Source organism: Variovorax sp. 22077, from assembly GCF_052044195.1.
Lineage (GTDB): Bacteria > Pseudomonadota > Gammaproteobacteria > Burkholderiales > Burkholderiaceae_C > Variovorax > Variovorax atrisoli.
On sequence record NZ_JBQEQC010000001.1, the window covers coordinates 436,447 to 458,121 of the forward strand.

At 67.4% G+C, this 21,675-nt stretch carries 21 protein-coding genes and 1 tRNA gene; 8 read left to right on the forward strand and 14 right to left on the reverse strand.

Features of this window, described 5'->3' with window-relative positions; translation table 11 throughout:
• Window positions 1-51 precede the first annotated feature (51 nt).
• Window positions 52-2,031 carry an ABC-F family ATP-binding cassette domain-containing protein gene (locus ACTJLF_RS01925; protein WP_126181696.1) on the forward strand — a complete coding sequence of 660 codons (1,980 nt, stop codon included), beginning with the start codon at window positions 52-54 and terminating at the stop codon, window positions 2,029-2,031.
• A gap of 40 nt (window positions 2,032-2,071) precedes the next feature.
• Window positions 2,072-2,575, forward strand: coding sequence for a hypothetical protein (locus tag ACTJLF_RS01930; protein ID WP_440882389.1), 504 nt, complete (start codon window positions 2,072-2,074; stop codon window positions 2,573-2,575).
• Here the strand turns inward: ACTJLF_RS01930 and ACTJLF_RS01935 are convergent.
• Together ACTJLF_RS01935 and ACTJLF_RS01940 are read right to left on the reverse strand one after the other, a co-directional pair.
• On the reverse strand, window positions 2,526-2,759 hold the full coding sequence (locus ACTJLF_RS01935; protein ID WP_019652847.1) for a hypothetical protein: 234 nt from the start codon (window positions 2,757-2,759) through the stop codon (window positions 2,526-2,528). The genes ACTJLF_RS01930 and ACTJLF_RS01935 overlap by 50 nt on opposite strands.
• 7 nt (window positions 2,760-2,766) lie before the next feature.
• The gene (locus ACTJLF_RS01940) at window positions 2,767-3,000 is read right to left on the reverse strand and encodes a helix-turn-helix domain-containing protein (RefSeq protein WP_019652848.1); all 234 of its coding nucleotides are present in this window, start codon (window positions 2,998-3,000) and stop codon (window positions 2,767-2,769) included.
• A 69-nt stretch (window positions 3,001-3,069) separates the two neighbouring features.
• Between ACTJLF_RS01940 and ACTJLF_RS01945 the strand changes: the two genes are divergently transcribed.
• The 4 genes from ACTJLF_RS01945 (at window position 3,070) to ACTJLF_RS01960 (ending at window position 10,191) form a co-directional block, all read left to right on the forward strand.
• On the forward strand, window positions 3,070-3,786 hold the full coding sequence (locus ACTJLF_RS01945) for a helix-turn-helix domain-containing protein (protein WP_019652849.1): 717 nt from the start codon (window positions 3,070-3,072) through the stop codon (window positions 3,784-3,786).
• A 568-nt stretch (window positions 3,787-4,354) separates the two neighbouring features.
• On the forward strand, window positions 4,355-5,866 hold the full coding sequence (locus ACTJLF_RS01950; RefSeq protein WP_440882390.1) for an efflux transporter outer membrane subunit: 1,512 nt from the start codon (window positions 4,355-4,357) through the stop codon (window positions 5,864-5,866).
• A gap of 40 nt (window positions 5,867-5,906) precedes the next feature.
• Window positions 5,907-7,088, forward strand: coding sequence for an efflux RND transporter periplasmic adaptor subunit (locus ACTJLF_RS01955; RefSeq protein WP_440882391.1), 1,182 nt, complete (start codon window positions 5,907-5,909; stop codon window positions 7,086-7,088).
• A gap of 10 nt (window positions 7,089-7,098) precedes the next feature.
• Window positions 7,099-10,191: an efflux RND transporter permease subunit gene (locus ACTJLF_RS01960; RefSeq protein ID WP_019652852.1), complete on the forward strand. Its 3,093-nt coding sequence runs from the start codon at window positions 7,099-7,101 to the stop codon at window positions 10,189-10,191.
• Between the two features lie 63 nt (window positions 10,192-10,254).
• On the opposite strand, the gene ACTJLF_RS01965 is transcribed toward ACTJLF_RS01960, so the two are convergent.
• A complete protein-coding gene (locus ACTJLF_RS01965) occupies window positions 10,255-10,497 on the reverse strand; it encodes a hypothetical protein (protein WP_132750906.1) in 243 nt (80 codons plus the stop codon).
• Window positions 10,498-10,744: 247 nt separating this feature from the next.
• On the opposite strand from ACTJLF_RS01965, the gene ACTJLF_RS01970 reads away from it, so the two are divergent.
• On the forward strand, window positions 10,745-11,242 hold the full coding sequence (locus ACTJLF_RS01970; protein ID WP_132750905.1) for a pyridoxamine 5'-phosphate oxidase family protein: 498 nt from the start codon (window positions 10,745-10,747) through the stop codon (window positions 11,240-11,242).
• 109 nt (window positions 11,243-11,351) lie between these two features.
• On the opposite strand, the gene ACTJLF_RS01975 is transcribed toward ACTJLF_RS01970, so the two are convergent.
• The 5 genes from ACTJLF_RS01975 to tolB all read right to left on the reverse strand — a co-directional run bounded on the left by ACTJLF_RS01975 (window position 11,352) and on the right by tolB (window position 14,867).
• Window positions 11,352-11,427 (reverse strand) — tRNA-Lys (locus ACTJLF_RS01975).
• 49 nt (window positions 11,428-11,476) lie between these two features.
• Window positions 11,477-12,328, reverse strand: a complete 852-nt coding sequence (locus ACTJLF_RS01980; RefSeq protein ID WP_440882392.1) for a tRNA threonylcarbamoyladenosine dehydratase — start codon at window positions 12,326-12,328, stop codon at window positions 11,477-11,479.
• 19 nt (window positions 12,329-12,347) lie between these two features.
• A complete protein-coding gene (gene ybgF, locus ACTJLF_RS01985; protein WP_019652856.1) occupies window positions 12,348-13,097 on the reverse strand; it encodes a tol-pal system protein YbgF in 750 nt (249 codons plus the stop codon).
• The gene (gene pal / locus ACTJLF_RS01990) at window positions 13,097-13,612 is read right to left on the reverse strand and encodes a peptidoglycan-associated lipoprotein Pal (protein ID WP_019652857.1); all 516 of its coding nucleotides are present in this window, start codon (window positions 13,610-13,612) and stop codon (window positions 13,097-13,099) included. The genes ybgF and pal overlap by 1 nt, the downstream gene beginning before the upstream one ends.
• Window positions 13,613-13,640: 28 nt before the next feature.
• Window positions 13,641-14,867, reverse strand: a complete 1,227-nt coding sequence (tolB, locus tag ACTJLF_RS01995) for a Tol-Pal system beta propeller repeat protein TolB (RefSeq protein ID WP_354420795.1) — start codon at window positions 14,865-14,867, stop codon at window positions 13,641-13,643.
• A gap of 255 nt (window positions 14,868-15,122) precedes the next feature.
• Between tolB and msbA the strand changes: the two genes are divergently transcribed.
• Window positions 15,123-16,907 (forward strand): lipid A export permease/ATP-binding protein MsbA, encoded by a 1,785-nt coding sequence (gene msbA, locus ACTJLF_RS02000; protein WP_132799018.1) that lies wholly within the window; start codon window positions 15,123-15,125, stop codon window positions 16,905-16,907.
• 15 nt (window positions 16,908-16,922) lie between these two features.
• On the opposite strand, the gene rng is transcribed toward msbA, so the two are convergent.
• From rng to nadD, 6 genes are all read right to left on the reverse strand, one after another.
• A complete protein-coding gene (rng, locus tag ACTJLF_RS02005; protein ID WP_019652860.1) occupies window positions 16,923-18,452 on the reverse strand; it encodes a ribonuclease G in 1,530 nt (509 codons plus the stop codon).
• A 135-nt stretch (window positions 18,453-18,587) separates the two neighbouring features.
• The gene (locus ACTJLF_RS02010; RefSeq protein ID WP_145759245.1) at window positions 18,588-19,190 is read right to left on the reverse strand and encodes a Maf family protein; all 603 of its coding nucleotides are present in this window, start codon (window positions 19,188-19,190) and stop codon (window positions 18,588-18,590) included.
• A gap of 3 nt (window positions 19,191-19,193) precedes the next feature.
• Complete coding sequence (locus ACTJLF_RS02015) at window positions 19,194-19,898, reverse strand: phytanoyl-CoA dioxygenase family protein (RefSeq protein WP_440882393.1); 705 nt, start codon at window positions 19,896-19,898, stop codon at window positions 19,194-19,196.
• Window positions 19,895-20,362 (reverse strand): 23S rRNA (pseudouridine(1915)-N(3))-methyltransferase RlmH, encoded by a 468-nt coding sequence (gene rlmH / locus ACTJLF_RS02020; RefSeq protein WP_126181685.1) that lies wholly within the window; start codon window positions 20,360-20,362, stop codon window positions 19,895-19,897. Before rlmH ends, ACTJLF_RS02015 begins: the two co-directional genes overlap by 4 nt.
• Window positions 20,359-21,030: a ribosome silencing factor gene (gene rsfS, locus ACTJLF_RS02025; protein WP_184603159.1), complete on the reverse strand. Its 672-nt coding sequence runs from the start codon at window positions 21,028-21,030 to the stop codon at window positions 20,359-20,361. Before rsfS ends, rlmH begins: the two co-directional genes overlap by 4 nt.
• On the reverse strand, window positions 21,030-21,647 hold the full coding sequence (gene nadD / locus ACTJLF_RS02030; protein WP_440882394.1) for a nicotinate-nucleotide adenylyltransferase: 618 nt from the start codon (window positions 21,645-21,647) through the stop codon (window positions 21,030-21,032). Before nadD ends, rsfS begins: the two co-directional genes overlap by 1 nt.
• Window positions 21,648-21,675: the final 28 nt, after the last annotated feature.

Consider the following 21,675-nt stretch of genomic DNA (forward strand, 5'->3'; position numbering starts at 1 on the left):
TCCGGGGCGTCCGAGGCCGGGCGGGATAATCGCCCCTACGGTTCCTCTTTCATGATCACTCTCAAGAACGTCATTCTTCGCCGCAGCGCCAAGGTCCTGCTCGACGGCGCCACGGTCACCCTCAACCCCGGCGAGAAGGTCGGGCTGGTGGGCCGCAACGGCGCCGGCAAGTCGACCCTGTTCGCCCTGCTCAACGGCACGCTGCACGAAGACGGCGGCGATTTCTCCATTCCGAAGCAGTGGCGCATGGCCCAGGTGGCGCAGAACATGCCCGAGACCGAGGAGTCGGCCACCGACTTCGTGGTGGGCGGCGACACCCGCCTGACCGAGCTGCGCGAGCAGCTGGCCACCATCGAGGCCGCCTACACCGAGAACCCCGACGACGCCGACATCGGCATGCAGCTGGCCCACGCCTACACCGACCTGGCCGACGCCGGCGAGCACGACGCCGTGCCGCGCGCGCAGGCGCTGATCCTGGGCCTGGGCTTCAAGACGCACGAGCTCGACGCGCCGGTCAACAGCTTCTCGGGCGGCTGGCGCATGCGCCTGCAGCTGGCCCGCGCGCTGATGTGCCCGAGCGACCTTCTGCTGCTCGACGAGCCCACCAACCACCTGGACCTGGACGCGCTGGTGTGGCTCGAAGCCTGGCTGCAGAAGTACCAGGGCACCATGATCGTCATCAGCCACGACCGCGAGTTCCTCGACGCCGTGACCGACGTCACCCTGCACATCGCCAACGCCCAGCTCACGCGCTACGGCGGCAACTACAGCAAGTTCGAGGACATGCGCGCGCTGCAGATGGAGCAGCAGCAGCAGGCCTTCGCCAAGCAGCAGGAAAAGATCGCCCACCTGCAGAAGTTCATCGACCGCTTCAAGGCCAAGGCCAGCAAGGCCAAGCAGGCCCAGAGCCGCGTCAAGGCGCTGGAGCGCATGGAACGCGTGGCGCCGCTGCTGGCCGAAGCCGAATTCAGCTTCGAGTTCAAGGAGCCGGGCAACATCCCCAACCCGATGCTGTCGATCAGCAACGCGAGCTTCGGCTACGTTGTCGAGGACGCCGAGCCCAAGACCATCCTGCGCGGCGTGAACCGCTCGGTGCTGGCGGGCCAGCGCATCGGCATCCTGGGCGCCAACGGCCAGGGCAAGTCGACGCTGGTGAAGACCATCGCGCGCGAGATGGGCGCCTTGGCGGGCCAGGTCACCGAAGGCAAGGGCCTGAACATCGGCTACTTCGCGCAGCAGGAACTCGACGTGCTGCACCCCGAGAGCAACCCGCTGGAGCACATGGTGCGCCTGGCGCGCGAGCTCGGCGGCAATGCCAAGGAGCCTTCCGGCGAGCAGGCGCTGCGCGGCTACCTGGGCAGCTTCAACTTCAGCGGCGACATGGTGAAGCAGCCCGTGGGCACCATGAGCGGCGGCGAGAAGGCCCGCCTCGTGCTCGCCATGATGGTGTGGCAGCGCCCCAACCTGCTGCTGCTCGACGAGCCGACCAACCACCTCGACCTGGCCACCCGCGAGGCGCTGGCCGTGGCGCTCAACGAGTTCGAAGGCACGCTGATGCTGGTGAGCCACGACCGCGCGCTGCTGCGCTCGGTGTGCGACGAGTTCTGGCTGGTGGGCCGCGGGGTTGTCGGCGACTTCGATGGCGACCTCGACGACTACCAGCGCTACCTGCTCGACGAATCGAAGCGCCTGCGCGAGGAAGCCAAGGTGGCGGTGCGCGAGGCCGAGGCCGCCGCGGCCCCAGCGGCGGCCGCCCCGGCAGCGCCCCAGCAGCGCAAGCAGGACGCCCAGGAGCGCCAGCAGCGCAGCGACCAGGCCAAGCCGATCAAGCGCGAGATCGCCCAGATCGACGAACGCCTGGCCAAGGCCGGCTCCGAACGCGCCGAGCTCGAGGCGCGGCTGGCCCAGCCGCTGCCGTCGGCCGAGATCGCCGAGGCCGGCAAGCGGCTGAAGGCGCTCAACGACGAAATCGGCCGCCTCGAGGAGCGCTGGCTGGCCCTGTCGGACCAGCTGGAAGCCCTGGCGGCCTGAACCGCAAAGCCGCTCAGGCAGGAAGAAAGGGAGTCGCCGGATGCCGTCAGCCATCGAACTGGCCCGGGGCGATGAAAAGCTCATCGCCGCCGTCCACCGCAGCCGCCGCCTCATCAGCCGCAAGGCGCTGATGGCGGCAGCAGCCAGCGCGGTTCCCCTGCCCGGCCTCGACTGGATGGCCGACGCCGCGCTGCTATCGCGGCTGGTGCCGCAGATCAGCGCGGAATTCGGCCTCTCGGTCACGCAGGTCGAGAAGCTCGCGCCGCACCAGCGCGAGCGCATCCAGAAGGCCGCGACCACCGTGGGCGCGCTGCTGGTCGGGCGGCTCGTCACGCACGACCTGCTGCTGCGCCTCGCAAAGCACGCGGGCGTGCGCCTCACGGCCAAGCAGGCGACCAAGTACGTGCCCATCGCCGGGCAGATGGTGTCGGCCGCGCTCGGCTATGCGGCGCTGCGCGCCCTTGGCGAGCAGCACATCAAGGACTGCGTGCGCGTCAGCACCACCCTCGCTCTCGCGCCTCCCGAACCGCACGCGAGCGCCTGAGCGCCTCGCCGTCGAAGAGCACCTGTGCCGCCCACGCGGCGCACGCCAGCCCGAAGCAGCTGCCGCCCGCGATGGCCGGATGCGCCGCGATCAGGCCGAAGGCCAGTCCCGCCAGGGAAAGCAGCGCCAGCAGCACGCACAGCGCGCGGTCGAGCCACAGGCCCGACGTCCATCGTCGATGCACCGCCTGCTCATCGCTTCTTTGCCGGGGGGCGGAAGGCCTCGGGCCCCGGCTTCAGGGCCTCCTCCTTCGCACGCTGCTCGTAGGCAGCCAGCAGCGCGACGTAGTGGCGCGACATCACGTCGGCCACCCGGCCCAGGCCGATCTTGCTGATCGTCGGCTGCGGAATGCCTGTTCTCTGTTCGATCTGCTTCTGCGTGAGGCCCATGGCCCTCAGGGCCAGAACCAACTCCCTTGGTTTCATTCTTTCCTCCCTTTTTTAACTATTCTAGAGTTCAGGAAGAATATTCGTTTGGGCTTAAATCCCCAACCGATGGACAGCATTGCCAAACGCGCCCTGGCCGCGCGCAAATTCGCCAAGATGACGCAGAAGCAGGCCGAAGCGGCCTCGGGCGTCAAGCAGTCGAGCATTTCCAAGATCGAGCGCGGGGACGTCACCCGCTCCATGAGCGTGCTGGCGCTGGCGCGCGCCTACCGGGCCGATCCCAACTGGCTCGACACCGGAGACGGCCCCGCCCCCTGGGACGAAGACCAGATGCGCCAGGCCCGCGACCGGGCCAACGAACCGCTCGGGCCGTACCGGGTGACCCACATCCCCCCGACGATTCCGAGCTTCAATCCGCGCACGCCCGGCACCGTGCCGCTCATCTCGTGGACGGACGCAGCCAACTGGGACAGCCACGAGATCTCGCAGCAGCCGCGCGCCGAGCGCTGGATTCCCTGCATCGCCCACCACAGCCTCCAGAGCTATGCGCTGCGCGTTCGCGGCGACAGCATGACCTCGCCCAGTGGCCAGCTCAAGAGCTACCCATCAGGCTCCATCGTCTTCGTCGACACCTCGCTGAGGACGCCCGACGACGGCGAGCGCATCATCGCCAAGCTCGAGGACAGCGACGAGGTCACCTTCAAGGTGTTCAAGCAGGAGGACGGCCGCCGCTGGCTGCTGCCGCTCAATCCCAAGCACGAGCCGGTGCGCTCCACCTTCACCGTGCTGGGCACGGTGGTGGGCAAGTGGGAAGACGAGGACTGAGCCGGGCGCGGGCGGCGCCTCGGCAAAAAATTAGCCAGGCATTAGCTGGAACACGATTTCGTCGAGGTCAGGTTGCGTGCAGGTTCGGAAGCGATATTCATGGCTCTCCCTGTGGCCTGCATCCTCTGATCCTCCCTCCTCCAGCAGGTCACCTTCAAGCCCGCCTCGTGCGGGCTTTTTTTTGAACAATTGCTCGCCCCCAGGCTGCGTGGCACTGCGTGCCGCTTCGCCAACCCCCTACCGGGGGCAACACCCGAGGCCCGGCAGAGCCGGTTCCTCGGTGTTCCTGGAATTGGGCCGTGGGTAATTTTTTGCAGTGCCCTTGGGGTGGTGCATTTGGCGCCTTGCCCGTACATTTCGCGCCGTGCAGGTCCCGTTTCGTCGCAACGGCCTCGCGGGGCAAGGGCGCGGCGGTGAGACTTCAGGAAGTCAGGCAGCCCGGGCGTTCCGGGTGTACAACCGCTGCCCCATGCCAAATCAAGACAACAATGCATTGGAGGATCACCCTGGTTCGTCGTTGCGCGCTGCGTTTGCGCGTCGACGCGCGGGGTGGCCCGTTCAGGGCGCCGTGCTCGGCGCCGTCCTGCTGCTGATGAGCGGCTGTGCGGTCGGGCCGGATTTCAGGATGCCCGACCTGCCGGCCGCCGCCGGCGGCGCGGACTACACACCCGCGCCGATGCCGGCGCGCACCGCGAAGTCCGACGTGCCGGCCGGCCAGGTGCAGGAGCTGCTCCCCGGCCGCGACATTCCCGCCCAGTGGTGGGAGGTGTTCCGCTCGGAGCCGCTCGATCGGCTGATCCGCGCCTCGCTCGCCCAGAGCCCCACGCTGGCTTCCGCGCAGGCCGCGCTGCGGCAGGCCGAGGCCACCTACGACGCTAAGTCGGGCAACCTGCTGTGGCCGCAGGTCAACGCGCAGCTGGGGGTGCAACGCGAGCGAGCCTCGGAGGTCAGCACGCGGGTGGCGGGCGGCCAGTTGCTCACGCTGTACAACGCCTCGGTCAACGTCAGCTACAACCTCGACGTGTTCGGTGCCTCGCGCCGGCAGATCGAGGGCGCGCAGGCCGCCGTGGAAGCGCAGCGCTACCAGGTGGAGGCGACGTACCTCACGCTGACCTCGAACCTCGTCACCACCGCGATCCGCGAGGCCGCGCTGCGCGGCCAGCTGCAGGCCACGCAAGAGGTGCTGCAGGCGCAGCGCGAGCAGCTGGGCGTGATCGAAAAGCAGTTCGACACCGGCGCGATTCCGAAGTCGATCGTGCTGCAGCAGCGCACGCAGGTCGCGCAGACGCAGGCGGCGATACCGCCGCTGGAGAAATCGCTCGCGCAGACGCGCCACCAGCTCGCCGTGTTCGCGGGCCGTCTGCCTTCGGAGCAGGGCCTGCCGGAGTTCGACCTCGCCAGCCTCTCGCTGCCGCAGGAGCTGCCGCTGTCGCTGCCCTCCGAGCTCGCGCGCCAGCGGCCCGACGTGCGTGCCAGCGAGGCGCAGCTGCACCAGGCCAGCGCGGCGGTCGGCGTGGCTACGGCGAACCTCTATCCGCAGATACAGCTCAGCGCGAGCTACGGCAACACCTCGCTGCGTGCCCGCGATCTGTTCACCGGGCCGACGACGCTGTGGAACATCGGCGCCGGGCTCACGCAGCCGATCTTCAACGGCGGTGCGCTGCGCGCGCAGCAACGCGCGGCCGTCGCGGCCTACGACTCGGCAGCCGCGCAGTACCGCAACACCGTGCTCGGCGCCTTCCAGAACGTGGCCGATGCACTGCGCGCGCTCGAACTCGACGCGGCAGCGCTGCAGACCCAGGCCACCGCCGAGTCGCTCGCCAGGCAGTCGCTCGACCTGTCGACCGCGCAGTTCCGCGCCGGCGCGGTGAGCTACGTGACGCTGCTGACCGCGCAGCAGGCCTGGCTGCAGACGCACACCGCGCTGGCGCAGGCGCAGGCCGCGCGCTATGCCGACACGGCCGCGCTCTTCCAGGCACTGGGCGGCGGCTGGTGGAACCGCGGCGAGCTGGCCGACGCGGCGATCGCGCCGGGGCAGCCCGCTGCGCCCTCGCCTCAGGCTTCGGCCCCGCTGAACTGAGCAGACCCGAACACTCCATAACTCCAAGAAAAGCCAATTTATGACCCGGAGAATGATCATCATGATCGGCTGCGTGCTGCTGCTGGTCGCCGTGCTCGCCGTGGGCAAGTTCCTTCAGATCCGCGCGCTGATCGCCGCAGTGCCCAAGCCCGGCCCGCAGACGGTGTCGACGGCCGAGGTGCAGAAGCTGCGGTGGCAGTCGCAGCTCACCGCGGTCGGCACGCTGAACCCGGTGCGCGGCGCCGACCTGGGCACCGAGGTGGCCGGGCTGGTGCGCACGGTGCACTTCAAGTCGGGGCAGGACGTGAAGGCCGGCACGCTGCTGGTCGAGCTCAATGCCGATTCCGACATCGCCCAGCTGCACGCGGCCGAGGCGGCCGCCGCGCAGGCCGCCATCGTACTCAAGCGCGACCAGGCGCAGCTCGCGGTGCAGGCGGTGAGCCAGGCGCAGATCGATGCCGACACCAACGACCTGAAGGCCAAGCGCGCGCAGGTCGAGCAGCAGGCCGCGCTGGTCGCGAAGAAGTCGATCCGCGCGCCCTTCTCCGGCCGCCTGGGCATCACCACGCTGAACCCCGGCCAGTACGTGAATGCGGGCGACAAGCTGGTCACGCTGCAGACGCTGGACCCGATCTACGTCGACTTCGCCCTGCCCCAGCAGCAGCTCGCGGGCCTGGCGGTGGGCCAGGTGGTAAACCTGTCGGTCGACACCTTCCCGGGCCAGAGCTTCAGCGGCAAGATCAATGCGATCAGCCCGAAGGTGGACGCCGCCACGCGCAACGTGCAGGTCGAGGCCACCATCTCCAACCTGAAGCAGCAGCTGCTGCCCGGCATGTTCGCCAACGTGAAGATCGATGTCGGCGGCGAGCAGGAGCAGCTCACGCTGCCGGCCACCGCCGTCACCTACAACCCGTACGGCTCGACCGTGTACGTGGTGAAGGAAGCCGAGCCGCCCAAACCTGGCACCGCTGGCGCGGCAGGCACCGCGGGTGCGCCCGCGCAGCCGGCCAATCCATCGGGCGCCAAGCAGCTCGTCGCGCAGCAGGTCTTCATCGAGACCGGCCCGACGCGCGGCGACCAGATCGCCATCGTCAAGGGCCTCACGGCTGGCCAGGTGGTGGTGAGCAGCGGCCAGAACAAGCTGAAGAACGGCACGCCGGTGGTGGTGGACAACAGCGTCCAGCCCACCAACAACCCGGCGCCGACGCCGCAGGAAAAATGAGGTCGCCCGAATGAACTTCACAGACATCTTCATCCGCCGGCCGGTGCTGGCGATGGTGGTGAGCCTGCTGATCGTGGTCCTGGGCCTTCGCGCGCTGGCCGGCCTGCCGGTCAACCAGTACCCGAAGACCGAGAACGGCGTGGTCACCATCACCACCGCCTACTACGGCGCGGACGCGGCCACGGTCGCGGGCTTCATCACGCAGCCTCTGGAGGCCGCGGTGTCGCAGGCGCAGGGCATCGACTACCTGTCGTCGTCGAGCAGCCTGGGCGTGTCGACCATCACCGCCACGCTGCGGCTGAACTACGACTCCAACCGCGCGCTGACCGAGATCAACACGCAGGTGAACTCGGTGCGCAACCAGCTGCCGCCGCAGGCGCAGCAGCCGGTGCTGACGGTGGCTACCGGCCAGACCACCGACGCGATGTACATCGGCTTCTACAGCGACACGCTGCCCAACAACAACGTCACCGACTTCCTGGTGCGCGTGGTGCAGCCCAAGCTCAACGCCATTCCGGGCGTGCAGACCGCCGAGATCCTCGGCGCGCGCACCTTCGCGCTGCGGGCATGGCTCGATGCGCAGAAGATGGCCGCCTACGGCGTGACCGCCACCGACGTGAGCGCGGCGCTGGCCGCCAACAACTACCTCGCGGCCGTCGGCCAGAGCAAGGGCCAGATGGTCAGCGTGCCGCTCACGGCCGGCACCTCGCTGCACAGCGTGGACGAGTTCAAGCAGCTTTCGGTGAAGAGCGCCAACGGCGCCATCGTGCGGCTGCAGGACGTGGCCAACGTGACGCTGGGTTCCGAGAACTACGACTTCAACGTGGCCTTCAACGGCGTGCGCTCGGTCTTCATCGGCATCAAGGTCGCGCCCGAAGCCAACATCCTCGAGGTGGCCAAGCAGGTGCGCACGGTGTTCCCCGACATCCAGGCGCAGCTGCCCACGGGGCTGACCGGCAAGATCGTCTACGACTCGACCGACTTCATCAACACCTCGATCAGCGAAGTGATCAAGACGCTGGTGGAGGCGCTGGTCATCGTGACGGTGGTGATCTATCTCTTCCTGGGAAGCCTGCGCGCGGTGGTGGTGCCGCTGATCGCGATGCCGCTGTCGCTGATCGGCACCTTCTTCATCATGCTGGCGCTGGGCTACTCGATCAACCTGCTCACGCTGCTGGCGCTGGTGCTCGCCATCGGCCTGGTGGTGGACGACGCGATCATCGTGGTGGAGAACGTCGACCGGCACATGCGCGAGGGCAAGTCGCCCATGCAGGCCTCGCTGCTCGCGGCGCGCGAACTGGGCGGCCCCATCCTGGCGATGACGGTGGTGCTGGTGGCGGTGTACGTGCCCATCGGCTTCCAGGGCGGGCTGACCGGCTCGCTCTTCACCGAGTTCGCCTTCACGCTCGCGGGCTCGGTGGTGGTGTCGGGCATCGTGGCGCTGACGCTGTCGCCCATGATGTGTTCGCGCTTCTTCAAGCCCGAGCAGGACACCGGCAAGTTCGCAATGAAGATCGAGCACGTCTTCGAGCGCGTGCATCACCGCTACCAGCTGATATTGCGCGGCGTGCTCAAGACCTGGCCGGTGATGATCGTCATGGGCGCGATCCTGGTGGCGCTGCTGTTCGTGATGTTCAAGATGTCGAAGTCGGAGCTCGCGCCCGAGGAAGACCAGGGCATCGTGCTGTCGCAGGTGGTGGGCGCGCCCACGGCCACCATCAACCAGATGCAGACGTACGCCGACCAGATCTTCAAGGTCGCGCACGACACGCCCGAGTACGCGCAGCTCTTCCAGCTGACCGGCGTGCCCAGCACCAACGCGGGCATCGCGGGCGTGCTGCTCAAGCCCTGGGACGAGCGCACGCGCAGCGCGCACGACATCCAGACCGATCTGCAGAAGCGCTGGAACGGCATTGCCGGCGCGAAGGTGGTGGCCTTCCAGTTCCCGGCACTGCCGGGTGCATCGGGCCTGCCGGTGCAGTTCGTCATCAAGACCACCGAGCCCTTCGAGAATCTGAACGCCCTCGCCCAGCAGATCATGGACAAGGCGCGCGCCGACGGAAAGTTCTACTACATCGACGCTGACCTGAAGATCGACCTGCCGCAGGCCTCCGTGGTGGTCGACCGCGACAAGATCGCCTCGCTGGGCATCACGCAACAGGACGTCGGCAACGCCATGGGCGCTGCGCTGGGCGGTGCGTACGTCAACTACTTCTCGATCTCGGGCCGCTCGTACAAGGTGATCCCGCAGGTGCAACAGGTCGACCGGCTGAATCCCTCGGACGTGCTGAACTTCTACATCAAGACGCCCAACGGCGTGGTGCCGGCCAGCACGGTGGCGAGCCTGAAGTACAGCGTGCAGCCCGAGACGGTGAACCACTTCCAGCAACTCAATTCCGTGACCATCCAGGGCGTGCCCAGCGGCACGCAGGGCGAGACGCTGGAGTACCTGCGCGGCCTGGTCCAGCAGATGGCGCCCAGCGGCTACACGGTGGACTACTCGGGCCAGTCGCGCCAGTTCGTGCAGGAGTCGGGCAACTTCGCCATCACCTTCGTCTTCGCGCTGATCATCGTGTTCCTGGCGCTGGCGGCGCAGTTCGAGAGCTTCCGCGATCCGGTGGTGATCCTGGTTTCGGTGCCGCTCGCCCTCTTCGGCGCGATGATCTTCATCTTCTGGGGCTTCGCCTCGATGAACATCTACACCCAGGTGGGCCTGGTGACGCTGATGGGCCTCATCAGCAAGCACGGCATCCTGATCGTCGAAGTGGCCAACCGCCTGCAGAAGCAGGGCCTGAGCAAGCTCGACGCCATCGTGGAAGCCGCCGGCACCCGCCTGCGCCCCATCCTGATGACGACCGCCGCCATGGTCTTCGGCGTGCTGCCGCTGGTCATCGCCTCAGGCGCCGGCGCCGCGGGCCGCAAGGCGATGGGCATCGTGATCTTCAGCGGGCTGTCCATCGGCACGCTGTTCACGCTCTTCGTGGTGCCGGCGATGTACCTGTTCATCGCGGCGCGGCATGAGAAAGACGCGGAAGACGAAAAGGAAAGCACCGCCGGCACGAACGCGCCGACGCTGCCGGGCAGCGTGGCACCGGAAGCCTGAGCGCAGCGCCGATCCGATCGGCAGTAAGAGCCCACGGTACTGAGGACCGTGGGCTTTTCTATGTCAATCGCAGCGGTAGAAGACCTCGCCTCCGGAAACCCGCTTGACCGCGTCTTCCGCGCCCGGGTTGGCCAGGAAGCGCATCGGTGCGCCGAAATTGCGACAGTAGTTCTCGGCATCCTGCGCGGTCGGCGACTTGAAGACGCCGTTGCCCAGCGGCGTGTAGCGCGGAGCCTCGCGGGTGACACAGCCGGCTGCCAATGCCGCAGAAAGAACGATGGCGGAGAAAGAAATGAAGGTACGCATCGGAAAAGGTCGGAGGCGCCAGCCAGAGCCGCCGGGTGAGGAAAGACGGGCGACTGTAGCCGCTTCGAGAACGCTCCCCCGCCAGAGGACGGCCGGAACAGCCTGCTCGCTGCGTCACCAACGCGTTGCCCTTCGACAAGCCTTGTCGGTGCGGGACCACACGGCTGTGCGCCGTGTGTCCTCATGGCGCGCTACACGCCCGCGCTTACCTTAAGGACTTCTTTTCACCGATCTGGAGTTCAACGACATGACGACGACGACCGACCTGGGCAAGCTCTGGGACCTCATCAAGGACACCCGCTTCGGCATGCTGACCCACCGCCATGGCGACGGCCAACTGCACAGCCATCCGCTGACCACGCAGAACAGGGACGGCGACGACGTGCGCACGCTTTACTTCTTCGTGCCGAAGAACGGGGACATCGCGCGTCACGTCGCCAGCGACCCGGTGGTGAACATCGCCTATGCCAACACCGACGACGACAGCTACGTGTCGGTGTCGGGCCACGCCGCGCTGCTTGAGGACCAGGCAAAGAAGGAAGCACTCTTCAACAAGATGGCGCAGGCCTGGTTCCCCAATGGCCCGACCGATCCCAACCTCGGCCTGCTCGCAGTGGCGGTGGTCGATGCCGAGTACTGGGACGTGGACGACAGCAAGATGGTGCAGCTCTACAAGATGGCGAAGGCCGCCATCACGGGCGAGCCGCCGCAGGACCTTGGCGAGCACAAGAAGGTTGCGATCTGAGCGCAGGGCCATTGGTGGTCGCGCAGGCGGCAGCATCAGCGATCACAATGGCCGACGCACTCGGCAAAAAAAAGAGCGCTCGACCAGTATGGTGAGCGCTCCAGGGTGTTGGTAGGACGTACTGGATTCGAACCAGTGACCAACGGATTAAAAGTCCGCTGCTCTACCAACTGAGCTAACGTCCCGAACCATTTTTCTGTTCTTCGCCGAAGTGCTATCCGGCAAAGCCAAAGATTATAGCGTGTGCTTTGACGCTATTTTGTCCAGAACCCAACCTGCTGCGCACTGGCCGAAAGTCGCGGTCACGCTGACCACCGATCCGTACCCATGGCAGTTGAGCGTGCCGTCACCGCTCTCGATGGCGCACGAGGCATCGGGAGGCGCCACGCTCTCGCGGCTGAACACGCAGGCGACACCGATCTTGCGGCCTTCGCGCGGAGCGCCATGCTCCTTGCGCAGGCGCTGGCGCAGCTGGGCCAGCAGCGGGTCGTGCGTGACGAGCGACAGGTCTTCGATGTCGACCTTGTGCGCCTGCCGCTTGCCGCCAGCGGCGCCCACCGTGACGAACGTGGCGCGCGACGCTCGAGCCCATGCGGCCATCGCCACCTTGGCCTTCACCTGGTCGCAGGCATCGATGACGGCCGTTGCCGGCCCGTTCGCAGCCTGGGCCGCGTCGAGCAGCGAGAGCCAGTTGCCGGGCTCGACGAAATCGTCGATGGCCTGGACCTTGCACTCGGAGTTGATCTGCGCGATGCGCTCGCGCATGGCCTCGACCTTGGCCTGCCCCACCGTTGCATCGAGCGCATGGATCTGGCGGTTGATGTTCGACTCCGACACGTGGTCGAGGTCGATCATGGTCAGCCGCCCCACCCCGCTGCGCGCCAGCGCCTCGACGGCCCAGGAGCCGACACCGCCGATGCCGACCACCAGCACGTGGGCATCGCGGATTTGTGCGGCACCGGCCACGCCGTACAGCCGCTCGAGGCCGCCGAAGCGGCGCGCAAAGTCAGGCGCCGCGGTGTCGGTGACGACATCCGCGGCGGCTGTGGGAGGAGTGAGAGACGCAGTGGCGATGATGGCGCTCAAGCGGAGTGCTCCGCCCTCGTCAGCGCAGGCGCGAGAGACGTTCGCGACCGGCCTGCGCGGCTTCGGACTGCGGGTAGGCCTTGGTCAGGTCTTCCAGCGTGCGGCGCGCAGCGCGCGTGTCCTTCAGCTCGATCTGGCAGTTCGCGATCGACAGCACGGCCTCAGGAGCCTTGGCGTGGTCGGGCGCGAGCGAGAGCATGGAGCGGAAGTTCGCGATGGCCTCGTTGTAGTTGCGCGTGGCGTACTGCGCATTGCCCAGCCAGAACAGCGCAGAGGCGTTGTAGCCGCTTTGCGGGTAGCGCTTGACGAATTCGGCGAACGCGGTCTGCGCCTGCGCGAACTGGCCCGAGCGGAACACGCCGAGGGCAGCCTCGAAGTCGGCCTTTTCCTTGGGGTCGGCGGTGAACTCGCGGCCGTCCACCGACACCTTCGAAGGCTCGCTCTGGCGGAGCTTGTCGTCGATGGTGGTCTGGCGCGACTGCATTTCGCTCAACGTGCGCGTGAGCTGCTCGTTCTGCCCCGTCATGCGAGCCAGGTCGCCGCGCATCTGCTCGATCTGGTTCTGCAGGTCGAGCAGGCTGCGACGCAACTGGCCGTTTTCGTCGGTCAGCCGCTGATCGGTCTGCTGGCGCATGGCCTCGACGCGCTGGCGCAGGTCGAGGATGGCGCGGCGAGCCTCGTCATCCTCGAACAGCGCAGCCTGCGAGGCCGCCGAGACGCAGAGCAAGGCCGCGGCCAGAGCCGAGCCTCGCAGTAGGGCGCGTGGCATCACCGGGTGTAGCGGATTTCGGCGCGGCGGTTCTGCGCCCAGACTTCCTCACCCGAGCCGGTGACCGCAGGCTTTTCCTTGCCGAAGCTCACGGCTTCGATCTGGTTGTCGTTCACGCCCAGCAGGGTCAGCGCGCGACGCACGGCTTCGGAACGCTTCTGGCCCAGCGCCAGGTTGTACTCGCGGCCGCCGCGCTCATCGGTGTGGCCTTCGATGGAGATGCGGCGCTGCGGGTTGGCCTTCAGGAAGCGGGCATGGCCGTCGATCAGCGACTGGAACTCGGGCTTGACCGTGTAGCTGTCGTAGTCGAAGTAGACGATGCGCTCGACGCCCACCGGACCTTGAGCGGTGCCCGCAGTCGGGTCGATGGTGACAGGTGCCACGGTGCTGGCGCCTTGCTGGCCGCCAGCCGTGCCGGACCGGTCGGTCACCGGCGTTTCGTTGAGCTTGGTGCCCGACGAGCAACCGGCGATGAGAGCCACGATGGCCAGCGAATAGAGCGAACGTTTCAACATTTTTTCAAACTCCTCAAAGAAACCTTGGTCATTGCTTTTGGAACGGACCCCAGTCCGGTTCACGGATGTCTCCCGCCTGCCCCGCCAGTCGTGCCTTTATTTTTCCATCGAGCGTGGTCGTCATGAGGGCCTCGCGGCCCTGCAACTGGGTTGCATAGACGATCAGCTTGCTGTTCGGAGCAAAACTCGGACTTTCGTCCGCGGAGGTGTCGGTGATCGCGCTGACGTTGCCGGTTGCCAACTCCATCACATGGAGTTTGAAGGCGCCGCCCACTCGCGAGATGTAGGCCAACCACCGGCCGTCGCCGCTGACGGACGGAGAGATGTTGTAGGTCCCGCTGAAGGTCACGCGCGTCGGGCTGCCGCCGCCGGCGCTCATCTTGTAGATCTGCGGGGCGCCGCCGCGGTCGCTCACGAAATAGATCGTGCTGCCGTCGGCCGAGTACACCGGCTCGGTGTCGATGCTGGAGCTTTGAGTGAGCCGGCGCGGCTCGCCGCCGTTGGCCGGAATGGAGAAGAGCTGCGAGCCGCCATCGCGGCTGAGCGTGACCGCCAGCGAGTTGCCGTCGGGCGCCCAGGCCGGGGCGCTGTTCGAGCCCTTGAAGTTGGCGAGCAGGCGGCGCTGGCCGGATGCCACGTTGTGCACGTACACGACCGGCTTGCGCGACTCGAAGGAAACGTACGCGAGCTGCTGACCATTGGAAGACCAGCAGGGCGAGATGATCGGCTCGGGGCTGGCGAGCGCAGCCTGCGCGTTCTCGCCGTCGGCATCGGCCACCCACAGCGAGTAGCGGCTGCCTGCCTTGGTGACGTAGGCGATGCGCGTCGAGAAGATGCCCTTTTCGCCGGTCAGCTTCTCGTAGACGTAGTCGGCAATGCGGTGCGATGCGAGGCGCAGGTCGCCCTGGGGAACGGTGTAGCTCTGCCCGCCCAGGTCCTGTCCCTTGACCACGTCCCAGAGGCGGAAACGCACGTCGAAGCGGCCATCGGCCAGGCGAGTGACGCTGCCGGCGACCAGCGAATCGGCAGTGCGCTGGCGCCAGAGGGAAAGGTCGGGACGCGAGGCTTCGTCGAGGGTCTGGCCCGAGGCATCGACGCCCCGGAACTGGCCGCTTCGTTCCAGGTCGGCCTGAATGATGTCGGAGATCTTCTGTGGGGAGGCCTCTTGCCCCTTGAATGGAACGAGCGCGATCGGCAGCTGCGTGAGCCCCACGCCCGAAACCTCGACCCGGAACTGGGCGAGTGCAGGAATCATGGGGGAGGCCGCGAGAGCCGCAATGAGGGTGCGGCGTGCAAATAGCGATGAAGAAGGAGTTGGAATTTGGGCTGACAACGGCTTGTTCATGCGGTTCGGAGAGGTTTCCGGGTGAAAAAGTTCTCCCCGGCTTTAACAGGCGAGATGTTACACACTGCCCAGAGGCTGCCGTCACAAAACGTTTATCCGTCGATCCGGTCCTACACAGGGGGCGGCTGCGCGCCTGCAAAGGCCCGACCCGTAGAATCCGCCGCCATGCAAGCATCCCCCGGCGCCGAGATCGCGCGCCCTCCCCTGATGCGCCGCCTGGCGCGACTCATGACATGGTTTGGCGGCTCCCGTCAATGGTGGGCACTCGGACTGATCGGGGCGCTGCTGGCTGCAGTCACCGAGCCGCTGATGGCGGCCCTGCTGAAGCCGCTGCTCGACCGCGGCTTCACGCGCGGCCAGATGCCGCTTTGGTTCGTGCCTGCCGCGGTGCTGCTGCTCTTTGCGGTGCGGGGCATCGCCCAGTTCATCTCGCAGTACGCGCTCTCGCGCATCGCCAACGAAGGCATGCAGAAGCTGCGGCGGGTGCTGTTCGAGCGGCTGCTCGGCGCCGAGCTCGCGCTGTTCGCCCGCCAGTCGGCCAGTGCCCTTTCGAACACGGTCGTCTATGAAGTGCAGACCGGCGCGATGCTGCTGGTGCAGGCGCTGCTCGGCCTCACGCGCGACGGCTTCACGCTGGTCGCGCTGCTGGGCTACCTGATCTACCTGAACTGGAAGCTCACGCTCATCGTTGCTTTCCTGGTGCCGAGCATCTCGTGGATCATGAAGGTGTTCTCCAAGCGGCTCTACCGCCTGACCCAGCAGGGCCAGCAGGCCACCGACGAGCTGGCCTACGTGGTCGAAGAGAACGTGCTGGCCCATCGCGTGGTGCGCCTGCACGGTGCCGAAGACGCCCAAGGCCGCCGCTTCGAGCAGCTGAGCCAGCGCCTGAACCGCCTGGCCGTGAAATCGACCATCGCGCAGGCCGCCACCACGCCGCTCACGCAGATGATGGCCTCGCTGGCGCTCTCGGTGGTGGTGATGATCGCGCTCTGGCAAAGCGGCAAGCAGGGCTTCACGGTGGGCGGCTTCGTGGCTTACATCACGGCCATGCTGATGCTGATCGCGCCGATCCGTCGCCTGGCCGAAGTGGCGGGCCCCATCACGCGCGGCCTCGCCGCGCTGGAGCGCGGGCTGATCCTCATCGACGAAGTGGCTCCCGAATCGCAGGGCAGCTTTACCCTAGAACATGCGCAGGGTCGCATCGAGCTGCGCAACGTGAAGGTCAGCTATCGGGGCGACGACGAGCTTCGCGCACTCGACGGTGTGAGCCTGACCATCGAGCCCGGCCAGGTGGTCGCATTCGTCGGGCCCTCGGGCTCGGGCAAGACCACGCTGGTCAACCTGCTGCCACGCTTCGTTCAGCCCAGCAGCGGCCAGGTGCTGCTCGACGGCCACGACACGAGCGAGTGGCAGCTCAAGAGCCTGCGCGCCCAGTTCGCGATGGTCAGCCAGGACGTGGTGATGCTCAACGACTCGCTGGCCGCCAACGTGGCGCTGGGTTCCGAGATCGATCGCGAGCGCGTGCAGCAATGCGTGGACGCGGCCAACCTGAGCTCGCACGTCGAGAACCTGCCCCAGGGCATCGACACCGTGCTGGGCCACAACGCGACGCAGCTCTCGGGCGGCCAGCGACAGCGCCTCGCCATTGCCCGCGCGCTCTACAAGAACGCGCCGATCCTCCTGCTGGACGAGGCCACCTCCGCGCTCGACACCGAATCCGAACGGCTGGTGCAGGACGCCCTCCAGCGCCTGATGCAGAACCGCACCACGCTGATCGTGGCCCACCGCCTCTCGACCATCCAGCACGCCGACCGGATCATCGTGATGGAACAGGGCCGCATCGCCGAGCAGGGCAGCCACGAGCAGCTCATGGCGCTCGATGGCCTCTACGCGCGGCTGCAGACGCTGGCCGTACGCACCGCCCCGCCGGGACAGGACCCGACGCTTTGACCGACCGGTGCTGCCTCAGAGCAGCACGATGTCGTACTGCCCCTGCCCGATCGCCGGCTCCGACTGCAGCGATATCGGCTTGCCGATGAAGTCGCTCAGGCCCGCAAGGTGCTGGCTCTCCTCGTCGAGGAAGAGTTCGATCACCTGCGGCGACGAGACGATGCGGAACTCGCGCGGCGTGAACTGGCGCGCCTCACGCAGGATCTCGCGCATCACGTCGTAGGCCACGCTGCGTGCGGTCTTCACGATGCCCTGCCCGCCGCAGGCGATGCAGGGCTCGCACAGCATGTGCGCCAGCGATTCGCGCGTGCGCTTGCGCGTCATCTCCACCAGTCCGAGCTGCGAGAAGCCGCCGGCGGTGGTCTTCACGCGGTCGCGCGCAAGCTGCTTGCGGAACTCGGCCAACACCTGCTCGCGGTGGTCGTCACGGCCCATGTCGATGAAGTCGACGATGATGATCCCGCCCAGGTTGCGCAGCCGCAGCTGCCGCGCGATGGCCTGCGCCGCTTCGAGGTTCGTCTTGAAGATGGTGTCGTCGAAGTTGCGCGCGCCGACGAAGCCGCCGGTGTTCACGTCCACCGTGGTCAGCGCCTCGGTCTGGTCGACGACGAGGTAGCCGCCCGACTTCAGGTCGACCCGCCGGCCCAGTGCCTTCGCGATTTCCTCGTCGACCGAATACAGGTCGAAGATCGGCCGCTCGCCCTTGTAGTGCTGCAGCTTGCCCGCGGCCTTGGGCATGTATTCGAGGCCGAACTTCAGCAGCAGCTCGAACTGCTCGCGCGAGTCGATGCGGATGGTCTGCGTTTCCTCGCCGGTCATGTCGCGCAGCACGCGCTGCAGCAGGCTCAGGTCCTGGTGCAGCAGCGACATCGGCGGCATGCGCATCGAGGCGTCGCGGATGCGCGACCAGGTCTTGCGCAGGTAGGCGATGTCTTCCGCGAGCTCCGCGTCGCTGGAGTCTTCGCCGTTGGTGCGCAGGATGAAGCCGCCCGTGTTGGCCGGCACCACGCCGCCGCTGTCGGCCGCCGCGGCGGCCTCGATGAGCGCGAGCATCCGGTTGCGCAGCGATTCGCGCTGGTCAGAGGGGATCTTCTGCGACACGCCGATGTGGTTGTCCTGCGGCAGGAACACCAGCAGCCGACCGGCGATGCTGATCTGCGTGGAAAGCCGCGCACCCTTGGTGCCGATCGGGTCCTTGATGACCTGCACCAGCAGCGACTGTCCCTCGAACACCTGCTTCTCGATGGGCACCATCGGCCCGCCGTTGCGGTGGTCGCGCTCGGGTGCCGGCGCGCTGGGGCGCGAACCCGGCGTGAACGGCGCCACGATGTCGGCCACGTGCAGGAAGGCGGTGCGCTCCAGCCCGATGTCGATGAAGGCCGACTGCATGCCCGGCAGCACGCGCGACACCTTGCCCAGGTAGATGTTGCCGACCAGCCCGCGTTCCAGCGTGCGTTCGACGTGCAGCTCCTGCACCGCGCCGTGCTCGATCAGCGCCACGCGGGTCTCCTGCGGAGACCAGTTGATGAGGATGTCCTGGCTCATAGGCTCGCCCCCCAGGCTGCGCACACTTCGTGTCGCTTCGCCCACCCTCCTGCCGGGGCGCGCCGCCGGCGGCCCGGCCAAGCCGGTTCAGCGGCGGCCCTGAAAAAGAATGCGGTCTTGAGTGTCATGGCGTGTTCACTTGAGCATCCCCGCCTGCCGCAGGAGTTGTGCGGTCTCGAACATGGGGAGGCCCATGATGCCCGAATAGGAGCCGCTGATGTGCTCGACGAACGCCGCCGCCGCCCCCTGGATGGCGTACGCGCCGGCCTTGCCCAGCGGCTCGCCGCTTTCCGCATAGCGGGCGATCTGCTGCTTCGTGATCTCGGCGAAGCGCACCCGCGACACGCTGAGTGCGGCGTGGCTCTTCTTGCCGTGGTGCAGCGCCACCGCGGTCAGCACGCGGTGGGTGGTGCCCGAGAGCATCCGCAGCATGCGCGCGGCGTCCTTTTCGTCTTCCGGCTTGCCGAGGATGGTCCGGCCGAGGGCTACCGTGGTGTCGGCGCAGAGCACCGGCGCCTCGGGCAGGCCGCGCCTGCGCATGCGGGCGACGGCGGCGTCGAGCTTCAGGCCGGTCACGCGCTGCACATAGGTGGCCGGAGCCTCGTTGGGCAGCAGGGCTTCGAGCGATTCGGCATCCTCGTCGGCATCGGCCAGCAGCAATTCATGGCGAACGCCGAGCTGGCCGAGCAACTGGGCCCGACGCGGGCTCTGCGAGGCAAGGTAGATGAAATCCGGCAAGGTTCAGGTCTCCCGTGGACTCGGCGGATCGCCGGCCACCATGTGGTTCCAGGCCAGCCCATGCGGCAGGCCCGGAGGTCCGAAAAGAAAGTGAAGGACGCGGCGGCGTGCCGGCGACTTCGCCCGCGACGAGGCATGCAGCAGCAAGGGACGCATCAGCAGCGCGTCACCCCGCGCCGCCGTGCAGACGGTATCGCCATGGGCGGCGCGCAGGGCCTGCGCTTCATCGGGGTCGAGCCGGCCCGCACGGTGGCTGCCCGGCACGACGCGCAGCGGGCCGGCGTCGGCACCGCAGTCGTCCAGGTGCACGCGTACGGCGAGAAGCGACTGCAGCAGGTCGATCGGCGGCTGCACATAGGGCTCGCCCTCCTTGATGACGGCGGGCATGCCGTCGGCCGAAGCCGGGATGGACGTGTCCTGGTGCAGCGCGACCAGCCAGTTCCTTTCGGGCGTCTTGTCGAAGAGCGTGCATTGGACGGCCACCGACGACGCATCGAGCAGGCCCTTGCGGCATAGCCGCGCCTTCAGCTGGATGGCCATTTCGCGGCATGGCGGATGAGCCAGCAGATTGCGACTGCCCGCCGCCTGCCCCAGCCATTGATCGAGCGACTTCGCCGCAGCATCGAGCATCGCGGGCGGCAACGGCGCCGGCACCAGCAGGTGGCCTCGTTCCTCGAGCAATGCGACCTGCCCGTCGGCGTTCGTCATTCGCGGTGGTAAGGATGGCCCGCGTTGACCGACCACGCCCGATACAGCTGCTCGACCAGCAACACGCGCGCCATCGCGTGCGGCAGTGTCAGGTCGGACAGCCGGATGCGCTCGTGGGCCGCTGCCTTGAAGGCCGGGTCCAGCCCGTCGGGCCCGCCGATGACCAGGGCGACGTCGTCACCCTCGCCCTGCCAGGCCTGCAGCCGCGCCGCGAGCGCCTTGGTGGTCAGCGCCGTGCCGCGCTCGTCGAGCACCACGATGCGCATGCCGCGTGCAATGGCGCCCTCGATGCGCTCGCGTTCGGCGGCATAGAGGGTTTCGAGCGTCTTGGAGCCGCGCGGCTCGGTCTTGACCGCGCGCAGCTCGAGCTTGAGTTCGGGCGGAAAGCGCTTGGCGTAGTCGTCCCAGGCAGTCTGAGCCCAATCGGGCATGCGCTGCCCGACGGCGACCACCAGCAGCTTCATGCGCGGCGGGCTGGCGCCTTCCTGGCAGCCGTCGTCTTCTTGGCCGCAGGCTTCTTGGCCGCAGGCTTCTTGGCAGCGGGCTTGCCCACGACCTGGACCGGCACGCGCGCGGTGGTGGTCTTCCTGGCGGGTGCCTTCTTGGCAGCGGTCTTCTTGGCCGGCGCCTTCGCAGCCTTGGCTTCCTGCTCGGCCGCGCGGATCGCGGTCTTGGCGGCACTGGAGCGGCGCAGCGTCGGTTCCTTGGCGGGCTTCTTCTCCTCGGCACCGGCCTTGGCGCCCGTGGCTGCCGCCGGCTTGGTGCCGCCGAGCTTGGCACGCACAGGCTTGTCGCCCCAGATCTCTTCGAGGTGGTAGTACTGGCGGATGGCGGGCTGCATGATGTGCGCGACGGCCGAACCGCAGTCCACGATGATCCACTCGCCGTTGTCCTCACCCTCCACGCGCGGCTTGGCGAAACCGGCTTCGCGCACTGCATCGCGCACGCTCGCGGCCAGCGCCTTGGTCTGGCGGTTGGAAGTGCCCGATGCGACGATCACGCGCTCGAACAGTGGCGAGAGATGCTCGGTGTCGAATACCTGGATGTCCTGCGCCTTGACGTCTTCGAGGCCATCGATGATGGCTCGCTGGAGTTTCTGGATATTTTTCTTTGCGGCGGCTTCAGTGGTCATCAGGCAGAGCGGTAGAGGTGGTGTTGGTCAATATAGCGTGCAACCGTGGGCGGAACCAGCGAGGAAATGTCCACGCCGAGCGCCGAGCGCCGCCGGATCTCGGTGGCGCTGATATCCATGGGAGGCAATTCGAGCGCTTCGAAACGCGCGCCAGCCGGAAGGCCGGGCAATGTTTTCGGATCAAAACGGGCAGGGTTACCCGTCGATAGTGCGCGATACGCTACAGAAACAGTAGCAATGCCGAGTATATCCTGCCAGCCGTGCCAGGTCGGAAGCGCGGCCGCCTGGTCCGCGCCCATGATGAGCACCAGTTGCGCAGCGGGCTGCTCGCGCTGCAGTTCATGCAGGGTGTCGAGCGTGTAGGTGGGGCCGTCGCGCAGCACCTCGCGGCTGTCGACCACGACCGTGCCCTGCAGTTCGCCGAAGGCCAGCCGGGTCATGGCGAGCCGGTCTTCCTTGGGCGTCAGCTCGCGGCTCTTGTGCCAGGCCTGGCCGGTGGGAATCACGTGCAGTTCATTGAGATGGAGCTGCGCCAGCGCGGCCTCTGCCAGCGCCACGTGGGCGTTGTGCGGCGGATCGAATGCGCCGCCGAAGACGCCGATACGCCGTGCCTTCATTGCTCGCACGCGAGAAATCGGCAGCAGC